This is a genomic window from Oerskovia turbata (assembly GCF_000718325.1).
Lineage (GTDB): Bacteria > Actinomycetota > Actinomycetes > Actinomycetales > Cellulomonadaceae > Oerskovia > Oerskovia turbata.
Genome location: NZ_JOFV01000013.1, coordinates 17,643 through 35,826, shown reverse-complemented (window position 1 = coordinate 35,826; position 18,184 = coordinate 17,643). Strand labels below are relative to the sequence as shown.

Annotated in this window: 20 protein-coding genes; 8 read left to right on the top strand and 12 right to left on the bottom strand. The window is 71.2% G+C overall.

Features of this window, described 5'->3' with window-relative positions; all coding sequences use genetic code 11:
• Window positions 1–100: 100 nt before the first annotated feature.
• On the bottom strand, window positions 101–829 hold the full coding sequence (gene fabG / locus IE95_RS0113950) for a beta-ketoacyl-ACP reductase (RefSeq protein WP_030152232.1): 729 nt from the start codon (window positions 827–829) through the stop codon (window positions 101–103).
• Between the two features lie 171 nt (window positions 830–1,000).
• On the opposite strand from fabG, the gene IE95_RS20190 reads away from it, so the two are divergent.
• From IE95_RS20190 to IE95_RS0113935, 3 genes are read left to right on the top strand one after another with little or no spacing between them, the layout of a single operon-like run.
• Window positions 1,001–1,447 (top strand): DUF3099 domain-containing protein, encoded by a 447-nt coding sequence (locus IE95_RS20190; RefSeq protein WP_240666343.1) that lies wholly within the window; start codon window positions 1,001–1,003, stop codon window positions 1,445–1,447.
• Complete coding sequence (locus IE95_RS0113940) at window positions 1,440–1,688, top strand: hypothetical protein (protein ID WP_030152230.1); 249 nt, start codon at window positions 1,440–1,442, stop codon at window positions 1,686–1,688. Before IE95_RS20190 ends, IE95_RS0113940 begins: the two co-directional genes overlap by 8 nt.
• Entirely contained in the window at window positions 1,685–2,707 is a 1,023-nt protein-coding gene (locus tag IE95_RS0113935; protein ID WP_338068455.1) for an SURF1 family cytochrome oxidase biogenesis protein, read from the top strand. Before IE95_RS0113940 ends, IE95_RS0113935 begins: the two co-directional genes overlap by 4 nt.
• 93 nt (window positions 2,708–2,800) lie before the next feature.
• Here the strand turns inward: IE95_RS0113935 and IE95_RS0113930 are convergent, their stop codons facing one another.
• On the bottom strand, window positions 2,801–4,399 hold the full coding sequence (locus tag IE95_RS0113930) for an ABC-F family ATP-binding cassette domain-containing protein (protein WP_030152228.1): 1,599 nt from the start codon (window positions 4,397–4,399) through the stop codon (window positions 2,801–2,803).
• Between the two features lie 305 nt (window positions 4,400–4,704).
• Here IE95_RS0113930 and ypfJ point away from each other — a divergent pair, with 305 nt between their 5' ends.
• Window positions 4,705–5,610: a KPN_02809 family neutral zinc metallopeptidase gene (ypfJ, locus tag IE95_RS0113925; protein ID WP_030152227.1), complete on the top strand. Its 906-nt coding sequence runs from the start codon at window positions 4,705–4,707 to the stop codon at window positions 5,608–5,610.
• 106 nt (window positions 5,611–5,716) lie between these two features.
• Window positions 5,717–6,346, top strand: a complete 630-nt coding sequence (locus IE95_RS0113920; protein WP_030152226.1) for a dihydrofolate reductase family protein — start codon at window positions 5,717–5,719, stop codon at window positions 6,344–6,346.
• A 22-nt stretch (window positions 6,347–6,368) separates the two neighbouring features.
• On the opposite strand, the gene IE95_RS0113915 is transcribed toward IE95_RS0113920, so the two are convergent.
• The 9 genes from IE95_RS0113915 to IE95_RS0113875 all read right to left on the bottom strand — a co-directional run bounded on the left by IE95_RS0113915 (window position 6,369) and on the right by IE95_RS0113875 (window position 14,130).
• Window positions 6,369–6,773 (bottom strand): hypothetical protein, encoded by a 405-nt coding sequence (locus IE95_RS0113915; RefSeq protein ID WP_030152225.1) that lies wholly within the window; start codon window positions 6,771–6,773, stop codon window positions 6,369–6,371.
• Between the two features lie 250 nt (window positions 6,774–7,023).
• On the bottom strand, window positions 7,024–7,371 hold the full coding sequence (locus IE95_RS0113910; RefSeq protein WP_030152224.1) for a metal-sulfur cluster assembly factor: 348 nt from the start codon (window positions 7,369–7,371) through the stop codon (window positions 7,024–7,026).
• Window positions 7,368–7,931, bottom strand: a complete 564-nt coding sequence (gene sufU / locus IE95_RS0113905; protein WP_051703129.1) for a Fe-S cluster assembly sulfur transfer protein SufU — start codon at window positions 7,929–7,931, stop codon at window positions 7,368–7,370. The genes IE95_RS0113910 and sufU overlap by 4 nt, the downstream gene beginning before the upstream one ends.
• Before the next feature lie 98 nt (window positions 7,932–8,029).
• Complete coding sequence (locus IE95_RS0113900; protein ID WP_030152222.1) at window positions 8,030–9,328, bottom strand: cysteine desulfurase; 1,299 nt, start codon at window positions 9,326–9,328, stop codon at window positions 8,030–8,032.
• 58 nt (window positions 9,329–9,386) lie between these two features.
• Window positions 9,387–10,154 carry a Fe-S cluster assembly ATPase SufC gene (gene sufC / locus IE95_RS0113895; protein ID WP_030152221.1) on the bottom strand — a complete coding sequence of 256 codons (768 nt, stop codon included), beginning with the start codon at window positions 10,152–10,154 and terminating at the stop codon, window positions 9,387–9,389.
• Between the two features lie 35 nt (window positions 10,155–10,189).
• Window positions 10,190–10,531, bottom strand: a complete 342-nt coding sequence (locus IE95_RS0113890; RefSeq protein WP_030152220.1) for a non-heme iron oxygenase ferredoxin subunit — start codon at window positions 10,529–10,531, stop codon at window positions 10,190–10,192.
• A gap of 10 nt (window positions 10,532–10,541) precedes the next feature.
• Entirely contained in the window at window positions 10,542–11,774 is a 1,233-nt protein-coding gene (sufD, locus tag IE95_RS0113885) for a Fe-S cluster assembly protein SufD (protein ID WP_030152219.1), read from the bottom strand.
• On the bottom strand, window positions 11,775–13,229 hold the full coding sequence (sufB, locus tag IE95_RS0113880; protein WP_030152218.1) for a Fe-S cluster assembly protein SufB: 1,455 nt from the start codon (window positions 13,227–13,229) through the stop codon (window positions 11,775–11,777). It abuts the gene before it with no gap.
• Between the two features lies 1 nt (window position 13,230).
• On the bottom strand, window positions 13,231–14,130 hold the full coding sequence (locus tag IE95_RS0113875) for a helix-turn-helix transcriptional regulator (protein ID WP_084690283.1): 900 nt from the start codon (window positions 14,128–14,130) through the stop codon (window positions 13,231–13,233).
• 169 nt (window positions 14,131–14,299) lie between these two features.
• Here IE95_RS0113875 and IE95_RS0113870 point away from each other — a divergent pair, with 169 nt between their 5' ends.
• Together IE95_RS0113870 and IE95_RS0113865 are read left to right on the top strand one after the other, a co-directional pair.
• Window positions 14,300–15,259, top strand: coding sequence for an ABC transporter ATP-binding protein (locus IE95_RS0113870; RefSeq protein WP_030152216.1), 960 nt, complete (start codon window positions 14,300–14,302; stop codon window positions 15,257–15,259).
• Window positions 15,256–16,071 carry an ABC transporter permease gene (locus IE95_RS0113865; RefSeq protein WP_030152215.1) on the top strand — a complete coding sequence of 272 codons (816 nt, stop codon included), beginning with the start codon at window positions 15,256–15,258 and terminating at the stop codon, window positions 16,069–16,071. The genes IE95_RS0113870 and IE95_RS0113865 overlap by 4 nt, the downstream gene beginning before the upstream one ends.
• A 40-nt stretch (window positions 16,072–16,111) precedes the next feature.
• Here IE95_RS0113865 and IE95_RS0113860 read toward each other — a convergent pair whose 3' ends face one another.
• Window positions 16,112–16,711 carry a hypothetical protein gene (locus tag IE95_RS0113860; RefSeq protein ID WP_129429587.1) on the bottom strand — a complete coding sequence of 200 codons (600 nt, stop codon included), beginning with the start codon at window positions 16,709–16,711 and terminating at the stop codon, window positions 16,112–16,114.
• Between the two features lie 420 nt (window positions 16,712–17,131).
• Between IE95_RS0113860 and IE95_RS0113855 the strand changes: the two genes are divergently transcribed.
• On the top strand, window positions 17,132–18,070 hold the full coding sequence (locus IE95_RS0113855; RefSeq protein ID WP_051703128.1) for a COX15/CtaA family protein: 939 nt from the start codon (window positions 17,132–17,134) through the stop codon (window positions 18,068–18,070).
• The last annotated feature ends 114 nt before the right edge of the window (window positions 18,071–18,184 follow it).

The following is an 18,184-nucleotide window of genomic DNA, read 5'->3' as shown; positions in this document are numbered from 1 at the left end:
TAGTTCTGGGCGGGTCGAGCGGTGTGGCGAGGGACACGCTGGGCTCGCCGGTGACGTGCGCGGCGGTCCGGGCTGCCCCGGTCCGTGCGTGCCGGTGGACTCAGTGGCCCATGCCGAGGCCGCCGTCGACGGGGATCACGGCGCCGCTGATGTACCCCGCGTCGGGCGAGGCGAGGAACTGCACGACGCCCGCGACCTCGTCCGCCTGGGCGAAGCGTCCCGCGGGGATGTTGGCCTTGTACTGCTTCTGGCGCTCCTCGGGCAGCTCGGCCGTCATGGCGGTCTCGATGAAGCCGGGGGCGACCACGTTCGCCGTGATGCCGCGCCCGCCCAGCTCGCGCGTGATGGAGCGGGCCATGCCGACCAGCGCGGCCTTGGACGCCGAGTAGTTGACCTGCCCCGGGCCGCCGTACAGGCCCACGACCGAGGAGATGAGGACGATGCGGCCCCGGCGCAGGCGGATCATGCCCTTGGAGACGCGGCGCACGCAGCGGAACGTCCCCGTGAGGTTGACGTCGATGACCGACTCGAACTCGTCGTCGGTCATGCGCATGAGGAGCTGGTCGCGCGTGACGCCCGCGTTCGCGACGAGGACCTCGACCGGGCCGAGCTCGGCCTCGATCGCGGTGAACGCCGCGTCGACGGCGTCCGTGTCGGTGATGTCGCCCACGACGCCGAAGACCCCCTCGGGGAGGTCGCCGCTGCGGTAGATCGTCGCGACGCGGTCGCCGTTGGCGACGAAGCGCTCGGCGATCGAGCGGCCGATGCCCCGGTTGGCGCCCGTGACGACCACGGTGCGCGGGGCGGGGGAAGCGGGGGCTTCGGACACGACATCTCCTCGTTCGGGTGGCTGGGAGGCGACGCCTGCGGCGGGAGAGGTCCCGCACGGCCGGCATGTCGCCGCCACGACCGTACCCCGCGCCCCGGACCGCGTGCGCGCAGGGACCATCACAGGCGACCGAGGTCCTTTGTCGGGTTCCGACAAACGTAGGATGGAGGGGTGAGCAGCAACAACCAGGTGCCGAGCATCTCGAACGCACCGGAGTCGCTCGCGGAGGACCAGGCGCGGCGCACCAAGCGCTACCTCATCCAGATGGGGATCCGGCTCGTGTGCTTCCTCGCGGCGGTGATCGTCCACGGGTGGTTCTCGTTCGTCCTGATCGGGGCCGCGATCGTCCTGCCGTACGTCGCCGTGCTGCTCGTCAACGCCGGACGCGACCAGAAGTCCTACGACGTCTCACCCATGGAACGCCTCCAGGTCGAGGCCGCGCCCGACCACCCGAGCCTCGGGCGGGTCGTCGAGCTCGACGACGAGGGCCGGGTGCGCGACGACGCTCCCGCCGCGGCGGACACGGACCGTCCCACGGGCCGGACCGCCGACCGGGCCGCCGAGCCGACGACCGAAAGTACCGACCGAACCACCGACCAGGAGCCGCACGATGGTTGACCTCCTCCACCTCGCCGACCCCGTCGACGAGGGTGAGCTGATCTGCAGCGGCAAGGGCTGCCCCGCCGAGGCCGTCTGGGGGCTGCTCTGGAACAACCCCAAGCTCCACACGCCCGAGCGTCGCAAGGTCTGGCTCGCGTGCGACGACCACCGCGAGCACCTCGAGACGTTCCTCGGCGCCCGTGACTTCTGGAAGCAGACCGTCCCCGTCGCCGACCTCGAGCGCCGGCCCGAGCTGTGACCCACCCCTCCCCCGGCCACGACCGCTCAGGACCCACCGTTCCCGACGGGGCCGCCGCCTCGCAGGGCGCCCGGCAGCCCGACGCGGCCCGGCTCGCGCACGACGTGTCGCGCGACGCCAAGGCCGAGCCCCGCACGGTGCGCCAGTGGGTCACGCTCGCGCTCGGGGTCCTGCTCGTCGCCGCGCTGTGCGTCCTCGCGGGCCGGTGGCAGTGGCACCGGTACGAGTCACGCTCGGCGCAGATCGAGATCATCGAGTCGAACTACGACGCGGAGCCCGTGCCGCTCACCGACGTGCTCGACGGCCCGGGCGCGGTCCTGGACCCGCAGGACGTGTGGCAGCGCGTGACGCTCGAGGGCTCCTACGTCGAGGACGCCACGGTGCTGCTGCGCAACCGTCCGGCGGGTGGCAAGGCCGGCTTCCACGTCCTGGTGCCGTTCGTGACGGCCCCGACCGACGGCGGCGAGAAGGTCGTCATGGTCGTCGACCGCGGCTTCGTGCCCCTGGGTGCCGATGCGAGCGCCCCCGACGCGGTGCCCGCTCCCCCGGCCGGCACGGTCGAGGTGACGGTCAGCCTGCGCGCGGACGAGCCCGCGTCGCGTCGCGACGCCCCGGCCGGGCAGGTCCAGGCCATCAACACGGCCCAGGTCCTCGCCGAGGGGCCCGACGGCGCCGCGTGGGCCGAGGGGGCGACCGTGGGCGCATACGGCTCGCTCCGGGCCGAGGACCCCGCTCCGGCGGATTCGCTGCGTTCGTTGCCCGTCCCGGACACCGACCCCGGCTCGCACCTGTCGTACACGTTCCAGTGGTTCGTCTTCGCCGCGGGTGCGATCGGCGGGTTCCTCATCCTGATCCGCCGCGAGAAGCGCGAGACCGTGACTGCGGGCGACCTGCTCGGCGAGCAGCGGGCGTCGGGCCGTGCGCCGGGCGAGACCGCACCGCGCCGCAAGCGCGGTCCCACGGCCGAGGAGGAGGAGGACGCGCTCATCGACGCGCAGCTCCCCGAGAGCCGTCCCTGACCGGGCGGACTGCCCGGCACCATGAAACCGCCGGGGACGTCGAACGGCCCGCCTGCTCCTCGGAGCAGGCGGGCCGTTCGTCGTTCCAGCAGGTCAGGCCAGGGAGATGAGCTCCGCGTAGGAGTCGTTCCACAGGTCTTCGTCGCCGTCGGGCAGCAGGAGGACGCGCTCCGGGGAGAGCGCCTCGACCGCGCCGTCGTCGTGGGTGACCATGACGACGGCGCCCTCGTAGTTCTTGAGCGCGTCGAGGATCTCGGCGCGCGAGGCCGGGTCCAGGTTGTTGGTGGGCTCGTCGAGGAGCAGCACGTTCGCCCCGGAGACCACGATCGTCGCGAGCGCGAGGCGTGTCTTCTCGCCACCGGACAGGACGTTGGTCGGCTTGTTCGCGTCGTCGCCGGAGAACAGGAACGAGCCGAGGACCGAGCGGACCTGGGTGTCGGTGAGGTCCGGCGCGGCGTGCCGCAGGTTCTCGACGACCGTGACGTCCATGTCGAGCGTGTCGTGCTCCTGGGCGTAGTAGCCCAGCTTGAGCCCGTGCCCGGCGATGACCTCGCCCGTGTCGGGCTTCTCGACGCCCGCGAGGATGCGCAGCAGCGTCGTCTTGCCCGCACCGTTGAGCCCGAGGACGACGACGCGGCTGCCGCGGTCGATCGCGAGGTCGACGCCCGCGAAGATCTCCTGCGAGCCGTACGACTTGGACAGGCCCTCGGCCGTGATGGGCGTGCGCCCGCACGGTGCCGGGGTCGGGAACCGCAGCTTGGCGACCTTGTCGCTCACGCGCTCGCCCTCGAGGCCCGAGAGCATGCGCTCGGCGCGCTTGATCATGTTCTGCGCGGCCACGGCCTTGGTCGCCTTGGCGCGCATCTTCTCGGCCTGCGCGAGCAGCGTGCCGGCCTTCTTCTCGGCGTTGGCGCGCTCACGGCGACGACGGCGCTCGTCGGTCTCGCGCTGCTCCAGGTACGCCTTGTAGCCCAGGTTGTACTGGTCGAGGACGCCGCGTGTCGCGTCGAGGTAGAAGACCTTGTTGACGGTCGCCGAGAGCAGCTCGACGTCGTGGCTGATGACCACGAACCCGCCCGAGTAGTTCTTCAGGTAGTCGCGCAGCCACAGGATGGAGTCGGCGTCGAGGTGGTTGGTCGGCTCGTCGAGCAGCAGGGTCTCGACGCCTGAGAACAGGATGCGCGCGAGCTCGATGCGTCGGCGCTGGCCACCCGAGAGCGTCTTGAGGGGCTGTGCGAGGATGCGGTCGTCGAGGCCCAGGTTCGACGTGATGCGCTGCGCCTCGCTCTCCGCGGCGTACCCGCCTGCGGCCGTGAAGCGCTCCTCGAGCTTGGGGTAGCGCTCCATCGCGGCAAGGTGCGTGTCCGCGTCGGCGCTCGCCATCTCCCCCTCGGTCTCGCGCATCTTGCGCACGAGGACGTCGAGCCCGCGCGCCGAGAGCACGCGGTCCATCGCGATCACGTCGAGGTCGCCCGTGCGCGGGTCCTGCGGCAGGTAGCCGACCTCGCCGGTGCGCACGATCTGCCCGGCCGTCGGCTGGGTCTCCCCTGCGAGGGTCTTCGTCAGGGTGGTCTTGCCCGCTCCGTTGCGACCCACCAGCCCGATCCGGTCTCCGGCTGCGATGCGGAAGGACGCCTCGTCCAGCAGGACGCGGGCGCCGACGCGCAGCTCGACGGCGTGGGCAGTGATCACAGAGAGTTCCTCCGGCAGGATGGTGAGGTGTTCAGGGGGCGTAGGGGTTCGCGCGGTCGCGCTGTGCGCGAGACACAAACGCCACCGATTCTAGTGCCGGGAGCCCGCGGACGGAACGGGATTTCGCGGGCTGGTCCGTCACAGTGCGCGTCTGCCGCTCACCCCCGGGTGCCGGGAACGGTGTTGTGGCCGTTCCGGGCGCGGGTGGGGCCTCAGCCCCGTTCTCGGCCCCGGCCTGCCCGACGGCGGCGCTCACCTCGTCCCTGCCGGGCGCCGTGACCTGTGGTGACGAGTAGCGTTGACCCGTGACGTTCAACGAGGGTGGCTCATTCGAGGGTGGTCGCGTCCGCAAGGGCGGGCGCGGCAAGGGACCGGTGATCGCGGGCGGCGGCATCGCGGCCGTGCTCGTGGCGGTCGTGGTCGCGCTCCTCAACGGGGGCGATCTGGGCAGCGTGCTCGGCACGGTGAGCGACCAGGTGGTCCAGCCCTCCGGCGCCGAGGACACCGCGCAGCAGCAGTTCGTCGAGGACTGCACGGCCGAGCAGGCCAACACCGAGCGTGAGTGCCGGCTGTCGGCGACCGCCCAGTCGCTCGACGCCTACTGGGCCGAGACGCTCCCCGCACAGATCGGTGTCGAGTACGTCCTTCCAGAGGTCTACAGCTTCACGGCGTCGACCCAGACGGGGTGCGGCGCGGCGACCAGCGCGGTGGGCCCTTTCTACTGCCCGCCCGACCAGGCCGTGTACATCGACGTCTCGTTCTTCGACGAGCTGCGCAACCGCTTCGGTTCCTCGGGCGGCCCGCTCGCCGAGGAGTACGTCACGGCGCACGAGTTCGGGCACCACATCGAGCAGCTCTCCGGCGTCATGGCGTCGGCGGACCGTTCCGGGACCGGCCCCGAGTCCGACTCGGTGCGCATCGAGCTCATGGCCGACTGTCTCGCGGGCATGTGGGCGGGAAACGCGGCAACGACGATCGACCCGGACACCGGTCTGCCGTTCCTGCAGGAGATCACCCCGGACGAGCTCAAGGACGCACTCTCCGCAGCGTCGGCCGTGGGCGACGACCGTATCCAGGAGGCCGCGACCGGCTCGGTGAACCCCGAGGCATGGACGCACGGGTCGAGCGAGCAGCGCCAGCGCTGGTTCATGACGGGCTACGAGGGCGGGACGTTCCAGGACTGCAACGCGCTGGAGGCGTCGAGGCTCTGAACGCCCCGCACCGATGAGTCAACGGCCGTCTCGCCGTCTCAGTGAGGAGACCAGGCCGCCGCCAGGCGGCGCCACCTCAGGGGAATGACTAGGACGGGGACGGACCATGGCAGAGCTGCTCATCGACTTCATCACCTCGCTCGACGGCTACGCGTCGGGCGAGGGCTGGCCCGGATTCTGGGGGCTCGAAGGCCCCGAGTATCTCGCGTGGCTCGGGGAGCAACCCCAGGTCACCTACCTGATGGGCGCGAACACGTACCGGTTGATGTCGGGCTTCGCGGCCGGCCAGATGCCGGCGGGGACGGACGAGTTCACGGCCGACGAGGAGGCGTCGGTCGACGAGCTCACGGCGGCACGGAAGGTGGTCTTCTCCAGCATGCTCGCCGAGCCGCTGACGTGGGCGAACTCCACGCTGGTGCGCGGCGACGCGGTGGACGCGGTCCGCGCCATGAAGGATGCCGAGGACGGCATCCTCAGCACGATCGGCAGCCTCAGCCTGGCACGGTCACTGCTGCGGGCTGGCCTCGTCGACCGGTTCCGGGTCGGGATGTTCCCTGTGATCACCGGCGCGACCGGAGCCGAGCGGATCTACGACGGCTATCCCGACGTCGCCCTCGAGATGACCGACCACCGCACCTTCGACACCGGCATCCAGTTCGTCGAGTACCGGCCGCGCGTCCTGGAGGGGCCGCCGCTGGCAACCACCGGCGGGTGGACGCGACCCGGAGAGGCATGACCCTCGGGTGCCGCGACGCACGTCACGCGCGTCGAGACGCGACCCTCTGGTAGATCTCGTCCTGAAGAGCGTCGGCGAAGAACGTGGGGATGGGGGACTGATCGTTCTCCGAGGTCAGCCAGTACGCGCCGGTGAGTCGTCCGTAGTCGTTGAAGTCGATCTCGGCTGACCACGTCGTCAGGCCGCTGTTCGATCGCACCACGAGCCCGACTGTCATCCCGGTGACATCGGCCTTCGTCACCCGGGGGGTCCTGCTCGCGACCTCGCTCGCGAGATGGGCGAAGTCCTGAGCGGCCAGACCGTCGTCGAACTGCAGCGGCGAGGACTTGCGACGCTTGGTCTCCTGAGCGTCACGCAACAACGCGCGAATCCCCGCGCCGATCAGGATCGCCGCGCCTCCGGCCAGCGCCTTGGAGAGAACTCCCACCTTGCTGTCTCCGTTCGCGTTCCCAGTCCGAGCGACGACGTGTCGGGTGTGAGCGTAACGGATGGTATGGCCTGGTCTTGTCGGTGCATCCGGGACCCGACCTGCTCGACGGCCAGAACTCCAGGGGGGAACTGGAGGGACTGAGATGACCGCTGAGGCCATCTCAGTCCGCTTCAGTCCCCGAGCCAGGATCGCGTTCGTCGCAGGTCGGGCGGGCGCTGGTCGGCGACTCAGCGTTCAGCGACCCGAGTCAGACGTTGAAGCCCAGCGCGCGCAGCTGGTCCTTGCCGTCCTGCGTGATCTTCTCGGGGCCCCACGGCGGCATCCAGACCCAGTTGACGCGGAAGCCGTCGATCAGCCCGTCGAGGGACTGCGCGGTCTGGTCCTCGATGACGTCGGTCAGCGGGCAGGCCGCGGACGTGAGCGTCATGTCGATGACCGCGTGGTTGTTCTGGTCGACCTGGATGCCGTAGACGAGGCCGAGGTCGACGACGTTGATCCCGAGCTCGGGGTCGATGACGTCGCGCATGGCCTCCTCGACGTCGGCCGCGGTCGGCGGGGTCGGCGCCGCAGCGGCGGCGGGGGTCTCGGTCGTCATCGGTTCTCCTGAGGTGCCTGAGGTGACTGGGCGGGCAAGGGGGTTGCGGTCGAGGCCGGGTCGGCGACGGGGGCGTCCGAGCCTGCGAGGACTCCCGACGTCGCCAGGGTGTCACGCAGCGCGGCCCAGCCGAGCAGCGCGCACTTGATGCGGGCCGGGAACTGCGCGACCCCGGTGAAGGCCGTGGCGTCCCCGAGCTCGTCCTCGAGGTCCTCGTCGAGTCCCTTGCCGCGTGACTGCATGAGCTGGCGGAAGAGGTCACCCAGGTGCTCGGACTCGGCGACGGGCGCACCGGTCACGAGGTCGGTGAGCACCGACAGCGAGGCCTGCGAGATGCTGCAGCCCTGGCCCTCCCAGCTCACGCTCGAGATGGTCGGGACCTTGGGGTCGGCGGTGTCGAACTCGACGCGCATCGTGACCTCGTCGCCGCACGTGGGGTTGATCTGGTGCGACTCACCGTGGAGGTGACCCTCCGACAGGTCGACGAACCCTCGCCCGTGCGGCGACTTCGCGTGGTCGAGGATGACCTGCTGGTACATCTGCTCCAACGAGCTGCTCATTGCTGGGGTCCTGCTCCTTCGGTACATCCTGCGGTGCGCTGGAAAGCGGGGACGTGACGGGCCGCGAGGCGCCCACGGTCGACGTGGACGTGCGTGTGTCAGTCCACTGAGAAGAACGCCCGGACCCCCGCCAAACCTTCCCGGAACGCCGTGACGTCCTCGGACGTGGTGTAGACCGAGGCGGAGGCGCGCGCCGTGGCGGCGATCCCGAACCGGCGGTGCAGGGGCTGGGCGCAGTGGTGACCGACGCGCACGGCGATCCCGGCGGCGTCGAGCACCTGCCCCACGTCGTGCGCGTGGACGCCCTCGACGACGAACGAGACGACCGCGAGACGGTCCTCCGGCACGGCAGGGCCGATGATCCGCACGCCCGGGATGTCGGCGATCGTGAGGAGCTCGACCGCGAGGTCGTGCTCGTGGGCCGCGACGTTCTCCATGCCCAGCTCGTCGAGGTACTGCGCGGCGACGCCGAGCCCGACGATCTGCGCGACGGCCTGCGTGCCGGCCTCGAAGCGTTGCGGCGGCGGCATGTACGTCGCCTCCGTCATGGTGACGACCTCGATCATGGACCCGCCGGTCGTGACCGGGGGCAGCGCCTCGAGCAGCTCGCGGCGCCCGTAGAGCGCCCCGATACCCGTGGGTCCCAGCATCTTGTGGCCGGAGAATGCCGCGAAGTCGACGTCGAGCGCGTGCAGGTCCACGGGCAGGTGCGGCACGGACTGGCACGCGTCGAGGAACGTGAGCGCCCCGACCTCCTTGGCCCGCGCCACGATCGGCGCGACGGGCGTGATCGCGCCCGTCACGTTGGAGGCGTGCGTGAACGCGACCACGCGCGTGCGCTCGGTGATGACGGAGTCCGCCTCGTCGACGCGGATGCGCCCGTCGTCGTCGACGTCGAACCAGCGCAGCACGGCGCCCGTGCGCGCGGCGAGCTCCTGCCACGGCACGAGGTTGGCGTGGTGCTCGGCCTCGGTCAGGACGATCTCGTCGCCCGGGGCCAGGGCGAAGCGGCGGGCCGCCTCTCCCCCGCGACCGATCGTCGCGTTCGACAGCGCGTACGCGACCAGGTTGATCGCGGCGGTCGCCCCGGAGGTCCAGACGATCTCGTCGGCGTCGGCCCCCACGAAGCGGGCGACCGCGGACCGGGCGTCCTCGAACGCCTCGGTCGCCTCCTCCGCGAGCTGGTGCGCGCCGCGGTGCACCGCGGCGTTGCGCTCCTCGTAGAAGTCGACCTCGGTGTCGAGGACGACCTGCGGCTTCTGCGACGTGGCGCCCGAGTCGAGGTAGACGAGCGGACGACCACCCCGCACCGTGCGGGCGAGCAGCGGGAAGTCGGCTCGCACGGCGGCGAGCTCGGTGGCGCTCAGCCCTGCCCGCACGGTGTGGGTGGTGGTCATCGGTGGTCTCCTCGGTTCGTCAGGTGCCCGCCGGCGGACCGGCGGGCGGCTGGACAGGTCAGGCCGTGGCCGCGCCCGTCGTCAGGAAGCGGTCGTAGCCCTCGTTCTCGAGGCGCTCGGCCAGCTCGGGGCCGCCCTCCTCGGCGATGCGGCCGTCGACGAACACGTGCACGAAGTCGGGCTTGATGTAGCGCAGGATGCGCGTGTAGTGCGTGATGAGCAGCACGCCGACGTCCGTGGACTCCTTGGCGCGGTTGACGCCCTCGGAGACGATGCGCAGCGCGTCGACGTCGAGGCCCGAGTCGGTCTCGTCGAGGATCGCGATGCTGGGCTTGAGGAGCTCCATCTGCAGGATCTCGTGGCGCTTCTTCTCACCGCCGGAGAAGCCCTCGTTGACCGAGCGCTCCGCGAAGGACGAGTCCATGCGCAGGTTCTCCATGGCGCCCTTGACGTCCTTGACCCACGTGCGCAGCGCGGGGGCCTCGCCGTCGATCGCGGTCTTCGCGGTGCGCAGGAAGTTCGAGACGGACACGCCCGGGACCTCGACGGGGTACTGCATGGCGAGGAACATGCCCGCGCGGGCACGCTCGTCGACGGTCATCGCGAGGACGTCCTCGCCGTTGAGCGTCACGGTGCCGCTCGTGATCGTGTACTTGGGGTGGCCGGCGATCGAGTACGCGAGGGTCGACTTGCCCGAGCCGTTGGGGCCCATGATCGCGTGGGTCTCGCCCGCGTTGATGGTCAGGTCGACGCCGCGCAGGATCGGCTTCGGCCCTTCCTTGGTCTCGACGCTGACGTGCAGGTCGCGGATCTCCAGAGTGGACATGTGGTGTTCTCCAGTATTCGAGAAAGTTCAGGGGGTCAGGACGGGGAGACGGTCTGGTCGATGTCGACGAGCACGCGCTCGCCGTCGATCGTGACCGGGTAGACGGGCACGGGGCGCATCGCGGGCAGCGCGGTGGGCATGCCGGTCCGCAGGTCGAACTGCGAGCCGTGCAGCCAGCACTCGATGAAGCAGCCCTCGACCTCGCCGTCGGACAGCGAGACCGCACCGTGGGAGCAGATGTCCGAGATGGCGTGCCAGTTCCCGTCGCCGTCGCGGACGACCGCGACCTCGACGGGGCCGCTCTCGCCCTCGAGCTCCACACGCAGCGCCTCCTCGGGCGCTACGTCGTCGGTCATGCAAGCAAGCTGTGCAGTCATGCGGGTCGGGTCACCGGCCTTCGATGACGCTCATCGACTTGGCGAGCTCGGCCTCGATCGACTCCAGCAGGCGCTCCTCGACCGACGGGACGCCGATCTCCTGGATGAGCTCGGCGAAGAAGCCGCGGACCACGAGGCGACGCGCGTCGGTCTCGGGGATGCCGCGCGCCTGCAGGTAGAAGAGCTGCTCGTCGTCGAAGCGACCGGTGGCCGAGGCGTGCCCGGCTCCCTCGATGAGGCCGGTCTCGATCTCGAGGTTCGGCACGGAGTCCGCGCGCGCCCCGTCCGACAGGACGAGGTTGCGGTTGAGCTCGTAGGTGTCGGTGCCCTCGGCCTCGGTGCGGATCAGCACGTCGCCGACCCAGACCGTATGCGCGCCCTCGCCCTGCAGCGCGCCCTTGTAGGTGACGCGGGACTTGCAGCTCGGGACGGCGTGGTCGACGAAGAGACGGTGCTCCTGGTGCTGGTCGGCGTCGGCGAAGTACAGGCCGACCATCTCGACCTCACCACCGGTGCCGGTGAACTCGGCGTCGGGGGTCACACGGACGACGTCGCCGCCGAACGTCACGACGACGTGCTTGAGCTTGGCGTCGCGGCCGATGCGTGCGCGGTGCGAGCTCGCGTGCACGGCGCCCTCGCTCCAGTCCTGCACGGACACGACCGTGAGGTGCGCGCCGTCCTCGACGACGATCTCGACGGTCTCGGTGAGCGTCGCGGAGCCCACGTGGTCGATGACCACGACGGACTCGCTGTGCCGCTGCGCGTGCACCAGCAGGTGCGTCGCGGTGGGCTCGTCGGTCAGGCCCTCGATGCGCACGGACGTGACGTCGCTGGCGACGGCCTCGGCCGGGATGGTGACGACGGTCGCCTCGTCGAACGCGTTCCACGCGGTCACGGCGGTGCGGTCGCCCGGGACGCCCGCGCGGCCGAGCCGCTCGTCGTCCCGGCCGACGATCTCGACCGTGACCTCGGGCGCGTCGACCACGGTCGTGCGCACGCCGGCGCTGCCGAGCGCCGTCGAGAACAGCGGGGCGAGGCGCTTGACCGGGGAGAAGCGCCACTCCTCCTCGCGGCCCGTGGGCTCGGTGATGACGGCCGGGTCGAACGAGGTGATGCGCTCGGCGCGGGAGCCCTGCGGCGTGCCGCCGACCCCGTGCGAGTGAGCGCCGTCCTGGACGGCCTGGGAGTGGTCCGTGCTCAGGCCGACCGGCTCGGTCTGTGTGGTGCTCGCAGTAGTAGTCATTTAGCCGACGGACCCTTCCATCTGCAGTTCGATGAGGCGGTTGAGCTCGAGCGCGTACTCCATGGGCAGCTCACGGGCGATGGGCTCGACGAACCCGCGCACGATCATGGCCATGGCCTCGGTCTCTGCCATGCCTCGGGACATGAGGTAGAACAGCTGGTCCTCGCTCACGCGCGACACGGTCGCCTCGTGACCCATCGAGACGTCGTCCTCGCGGACGTCGACGTACGGGTAGGTGTCGGACCGGGAGATCTGGTCGACGAGCAGCGCGTCGCACAGAACGGTGGAGGCGGAGTGCTCCGCTCCCTCGAGGACCTGGACGAGGCCGCGGTAGGACGTGCGTCCACCGCCGCGCGCCACGGACTTCGAGACGATCGAGGAGGACGTGTGGGGGGCGGCGTGCACCATCTTGGCGCCCGCGTCCTGGTGCTGGCCCTCGCCCGCGAACGCGATCGACAGCGTCTCGCCCTTGGCGTGCTCGCCGAGCAGGTAGATCGCGGGGTACTTCATGGTGACCTTGGAGCCGATGTTGCCGTCGACCCACTCCATCGTCGCGCCCTCGGCGGCCGTCGCACGCTTGGTGACGAGGTTGTACACGTTGTTCGACCAGTTCTGGATGGTCGTGTAGCGCACGCGGGCGTTCTTCTTGACGATGATCTCGACGACCGCGGAGTGCAGCGAGTCGCTCGAGTAGATCGGGGCGGTGCAGCCTTCGACGTAGTGCACGTACGAGCCCTCGTCCGCGATGATCAGCGTGCGCTCGAACTGGCCCATGTTCTCCGTGTTGATGCGGAAGTAGGCCTGGAGCGGGATCTCGACGTGGACGCCCGGGGGGACGTAGACGAACGAGCCGCCGGACCACACGGCCGAGTTGAGCGCGGCGAACTTGTTGTCACCCGAGGGGATGACGGTGCCGAAGTACTCCTGGAAGAGCTCGGGGTGCTCGCGCAGCGCGGTGTCGGTGTCGAGGAAGATGACGCCCTGCTTCTCGAGCTCCTCGTTGATCTGGTGGTAGACGACCTCGGACTCGTACTGGGCCGCGACGCCCGCGACGAGGCGCTGCTTCTCCGCCTCGGGGATGCCGAGCTTGTCGTAGGTCTCCTTGATGTCCTCGGGCAGGTCGTCCCACGAGGTCGCCTGCTTCTCGGTGGACCGCACGAAGTACTTGATGTTGTCGAAGTCGATGCCCGACAGGTCGCTGCCCCAGTTGGGCATGGGCTTCTTGTCGAACAGGCGCAGCGCCTTGAGGCGGTAGTTCAGCATCCACTCGGGCTCGCTCTTGAGCGTGGAGATGTTGCGCACGACCGCCTCGGAGAGGCCACGCTGCGCCGTCGCGCCGGCGTCGTCCTTGTCGTGCCAGCCGTAGCCGTAGGAGCCGATCGAGGCGATGATCTCCTCGTCGGACTGGCCGGTGCTCTGGGACACGCCGGCGGTGTCCTGGGTGGGAGCGCTCATGTCATTCCTTCCACGTTCCGTCGACGACGGAGGGGGGCGGTGGGGCGGTGGTCGATGAACCTGTCGGTTCGGGGTGTCGTGCTGGAGGGTGCGCCGGGGCGCGCGGTCCGCGCGCGGTGGCACGGCGTCCGGTGGTCTGGTGCCCGACGGCGTCGCTCGCCTCGGGTGCGCGGGTCGCCGCGGGGAGCACGGGGACGTTGGTCGTGCAGGCGTGCCCGCCGCCCGCGAGGGTCGCGAGCCGCTGGACGTGCGAGCCGAGGAGCTGGGAGAAGACCTGGGCCTCGGCGTCGCAGAGCTGGGGGAACTCCTCGGCGACGTGCTGGACCGGGCAGTGTCCCTGGCAGAGCTGGACGGTCGCGGTGCCGGCGACGGGTCGCACGCTCGCCGCGAACCCGTCCTCCGCGAGGACCGTGGCGAGCTGCTCGGCGCGGCCCGCGACGTCGTCGGCCGTGATGCGGCTCGCGTAGCGGTCGGTGAGCTCGGCGAGGCGGCGGTGCGCGAACTCCTCGACCGCGTCCTCCCCGGCGACGTCGCGCAGGTAGCGCAGCGCCTGGGTCGCGAGGTCCGGGTAGGCCCCCGAGAGCTCGGACTGGCCGCGGTTCGTCGCGACGTAGTGGCGGGCGGGACGCCCGCGCATCCCGGTGCCCGCGCCCGAGTCGTGGACGGCGATGAGCCCGTCGGCCTCGAGCTGGGCGAGGTGACGTCGGACACCTGCGGGTGTGAGGCCGAGGTCGGTCGCGAGCGAGGCAGCGCTCACGGGACCGTCGGAGACGATGAGCGCGAGGACGCGCTCGCGCGTGGTGCCGTCACCGTCGGGCGGGACGTGCGTGTCGTGCGAGCCCTGGAGGGTGACGGGGCCTGCGGGCGGCACGGCGCCGGCAGTGCGTGCGTCGTCGCTCATGCCTCACCTCCACGTCGTCGGTCTGCTGGGTTCTTCGTGCCTGGCCGCGGGCGCGCACGGTCCCGGGAGGCGTCATCGATATAGGTAACAGTCTCATGCGCTAAATGTTCCGGCGCAAGCAAGGCGTACCTCACAGCCGCCCCCAGCCCGCTCCCCTACAATCGCCACCGTGCCCGACTCCCCCGCCGTCGTCCTCCAGGACGTGGTCAAGCGTTATGACGGCCGGGCGGTCGTCGACCACCTGAGCCTGACCGCCTCCCGAGGCGCCGTGACCGCCGTCCTCGGCCCCAACGGGGCCGGCAAGACCACCACGATCGAGTGCTGCGAAGGCCTGCGAGCGCCCGACGAGGGCAGCGTGCGGGTCCTCGGGCTCGACCCTCTGCTGAACGCGCGCGACCTGCGCCCGCGGGTCGGGGTCATGCTCCAGGACGGCGGGCTGCCCACGGGCGTGCGCGCGCTCGAGATGCTGCACCACGTCGCGTCGATGTACGCGAACCCTCGCGACGTGGCGGAGATCACGGAACGCCTGGGGCTCACGAGCTTCGCCCGGACGACTGTCCGGCGCCTGTCGGGCGGTCAGCGTCAGCGCCTCGCGCTCGCCGCGGCGATCGTGGGTCGACCCGAGGTCGTGTTCCTCGACGAGCCGAGCGCGGGCATGGACCCCCAGAGCCGGCACGCGGTGTGGGAGCTCGTGCGCGAGCTGCGCGCGGACGGCGTCGGGATCGTCCTGACGACGCACCTCATGGACGAGGCCGAGGACCTCGCGGACCACGTGTACATCGTGGACCACGGACAGGTCATCGCCTCGGGTGCGACCTCCGACCTCCTGCACGCGGGCCCGTCCGCGGACGGGAACCGCACGCTGCGTCTCGAGGCGCGCGAGGGCCTGGACACCGGCGCGCTCCGCCAGCGGGTCGAGTCCGGCCCGACGACGTCGCCCGCCTCCGCGTGGACCGTCACCGAGACGCAGCCCGGCTCATACAGCGTGACCGGGCCGGTCGACCCGTCGACCGTCGCCGTCGTGACCGCGTGGCTCGCGGACGAGGGTGCGCTCGCCTCGCGCCTGACGATCGGCCGCCGCACCCTCGAGGACGTGTTCCTCGACCTGACAGGACGAGAGCTCCGATGACCGACCAGACGACGACCGGACCGGTCGCCTCGGGGCCCACCGCGTCCGCCGCGCCGCCCGCGACCGACGGCGCGGCCCCCGCGTGGCGCCGGGTCGCGTCGCAGACGGCGTTCGAGACGCGCATGATCCTGCGCAACGGCGAGCAGCTGCTCGTGACGATCATCCTGCCCGTGATGCTGCTCGTCGGGCTCGCTCGCACGTCCTTCATCGACCTCGACACGCAGGGGTACTCGCGCATCGACTTCGTGACACCGGGCGTCCTGGCGCTCGCCGTCATGTCGACGGCGTTCACGTCACAGGCCATCGCGACGGCGTTCGACCGCCGCAACGGGGTCCTGCGGCTGCTGTCCACGACGCCGCTGGGCCGCGGGGGCCTGCTCGCGGGCAAGATCCTCGGGGTGCTCGCGGTCGAGCTGGTCCAGGTGGTCGTGCTCGGCGGGGTCGCGCTCGCGCTCGGCTGGTCCCCGGACCCGGCGGGCATCCTGCCGGCACTGCTCGCGGTGCTGCTCGGCACCGCGGCGTTCACGAGCCTCGCGCTCCTGCTCGCGGGGACGCTGCGCGCCGAGGGCGTGCTCGCGGTCGCGAACCTGCTGCTCGTCCTGCTGACCGTCGCGGGCGGCGTGCTCGTCCCCGCCTCCCAGCTCCCCGGGGCGCTCGAGCAGGTCGCGCTGCTGCTCCCGTCGGGAGCGCTCGGCGAGGCCATGCGGGGCGCGCTGCTCCTCGGCGAGGTGCCCGCGTTCTCGGTGGTCGTGCTGCTCGGCTGGACCGCGGCCCTCGGGTGGGGAGCGGGCAAGCTGTTCCGCTGGCACTGAGGGTCTGTCAGCGCCGAGGGGCCGCCGGCCCCAGGACGCCTCAGGCGCCGGGCCAGACCCCTGCGGCCTCTGCCGCCGTGGCCGGCAGGCGCAGCCACTCCAGCACGGTGGTCCACGCCTTCTCGTCGATCGTCGTGCCCGTGCACTCGAAGGACAGGACGGTGCTGGTCCGCATCGTCACCCCCGAGTAGCTCGGCCGCGTGGTCGCTCGAGCGAGGACCCTGCTCCGGACCGGTGTACCCGCGCGCTCGACGGTCCACTCCTGGGTCGCGACGTTGGCCCCCTTCCGTGGCTCGGTCCGTTCCTCGCCGAACACGAGGGACTCCGACTCCGCGGACTCGTTCCACGCTCCCCGCTCGGCGGCGAGGATGTCCCGGAGCACCGCGAACGACGCGTCCCGCGCAGCACCGGGGACGTCGTCCGTCGGGCCGTCCGTCGGGGCCGCGGTCGTGGTGGTGGACAGGGCGCACCTCCCGTTCGAGCTCAGGACGGTCCACCCGTCACGGGCCGGGAACCGGTGGGACGCCGAGAAGCCCTGGGGCTGGAGCACCATGAGCGGTGTGTAGGTGTCGACGAGCACCCGGCGCAGCTCCTCGGGGTCAGGCACGTACTCGTCGGGGTTGTCCGCGGGTCCTGTCACCTCGGGCGTTTCCTGGGCGCCGGCCCCCGCTCCGTCCGCGGCAATCGAGGTCGGGCTCGGTGTCGGGTCCGACGGTGCGCTCGTCCCGCCACCGTCTGTCTCGTGCACGGCGCTCGGGCCGGGCTGCGGCTCTCCCCCTGACGTGCAGCCTGCGAGGACGACCAGGGTCAGGGTCACCGCCAGCAGGCGGCCGGACCGAGCGACGACGGACGGACGGCGAGCAACCATGCGAACCCCCGGGACGGTCGAGAAAAAGTCTCGTCAGAGTATCGGTCTTGTCAAGAACTCGCTTGCTCGATGCTCGCCGCTCGGAGTCCGCTCGCTCGATCCCGCAGCGCCGCTGCCGATCCGGGCCAACATCACACCCGGACGCCGCACCCGGATGGCGGGGGCCGCTCCCCGCGCGGCTACCTTTGGACGGTGAGCAGCGCAGAACTCGCCCCCGTACCCACCTCCCCCGCCTGGTACGCGAAGGTCGACCGCTTCCGCCGCTGGACCCGACCGGTCCTCGTCGCGAACCTCGTCGGCCAGATCGGCATCATCGTCACGGGCGGTGCGGTGCGCCTGACCGGGTCCGGCCTCGGTTGCTCGACGTGGCCGCTGTGCGAGCCCGGGAGCTTCACGCCCGAGTTCCACTCCGCGATGTCGATCCACCCGATCATCGAGTTCGGCAACCGCACGCTCACGGGAGTGCTGGGGGTCATCGCGGTCGCCCTCCTGCTGCTCGTGTGGACGGACGCCTCACGCTCGCCCTCGTACCGGCGCCTCGGCTGGGCGCCGCTCGCTGGTGTCGCGGCGCAGGCCGTGATCGGCGGCATCACGGTGCTGCTGCACCTGCACCCCGCGGTCGTCGGGTTCCACTTCCTCGTCTCTGCCGCGCTCGTGTGGGTCTCGGCGTATCTTCTCTACCGCCAGGGTGAGGGCGACAAGGCCCCGGTGGCCGTCGTCGACGCGGGCACCCGTGTCGTGGGTCGCGTGCTCGCGGCCGTCTCGGTGCCGCTCCTCGTCCTGGGGGTCCTGGCCACGGGCTCGGGCCCGCACGGGGGTGACGACGAGGTCGCGTACCGCTTCGCTCTCGACCCGGCGCTCATCAGCAAGGTCCACGCGGCCTCGGTGTGGCTGTTCCTGATCGTGCTCGTCGTGGCCGCGGTGCAGGTCTTCCGGCAGGCGGACGCACCCGCCCGTGCCCGCAAGGCCGTCGTGGTGCTGGTCGTCGTGACGCTCCTGCAGGGCCTGATCGGCTACGTCCAGTACTTCACGGGCCTGCCGGAGATCCTGGTCGCGGCGCACATGCTGGGCGCGGGCCTGCTCGTCACGTCGCTCACCTGGACGCTGCTCACGTTCCGCGTCCGCGACTGAACGCTGCGAGCGTCACCCGCAGCGTTCGAGAAGGAGCGCCGGCCTTGCGCGGACGCCGACCCTGCTGCGTCGGCAGTCGTCCGATGGTCGACCGACGCCGCCGGTCGGCGGGGC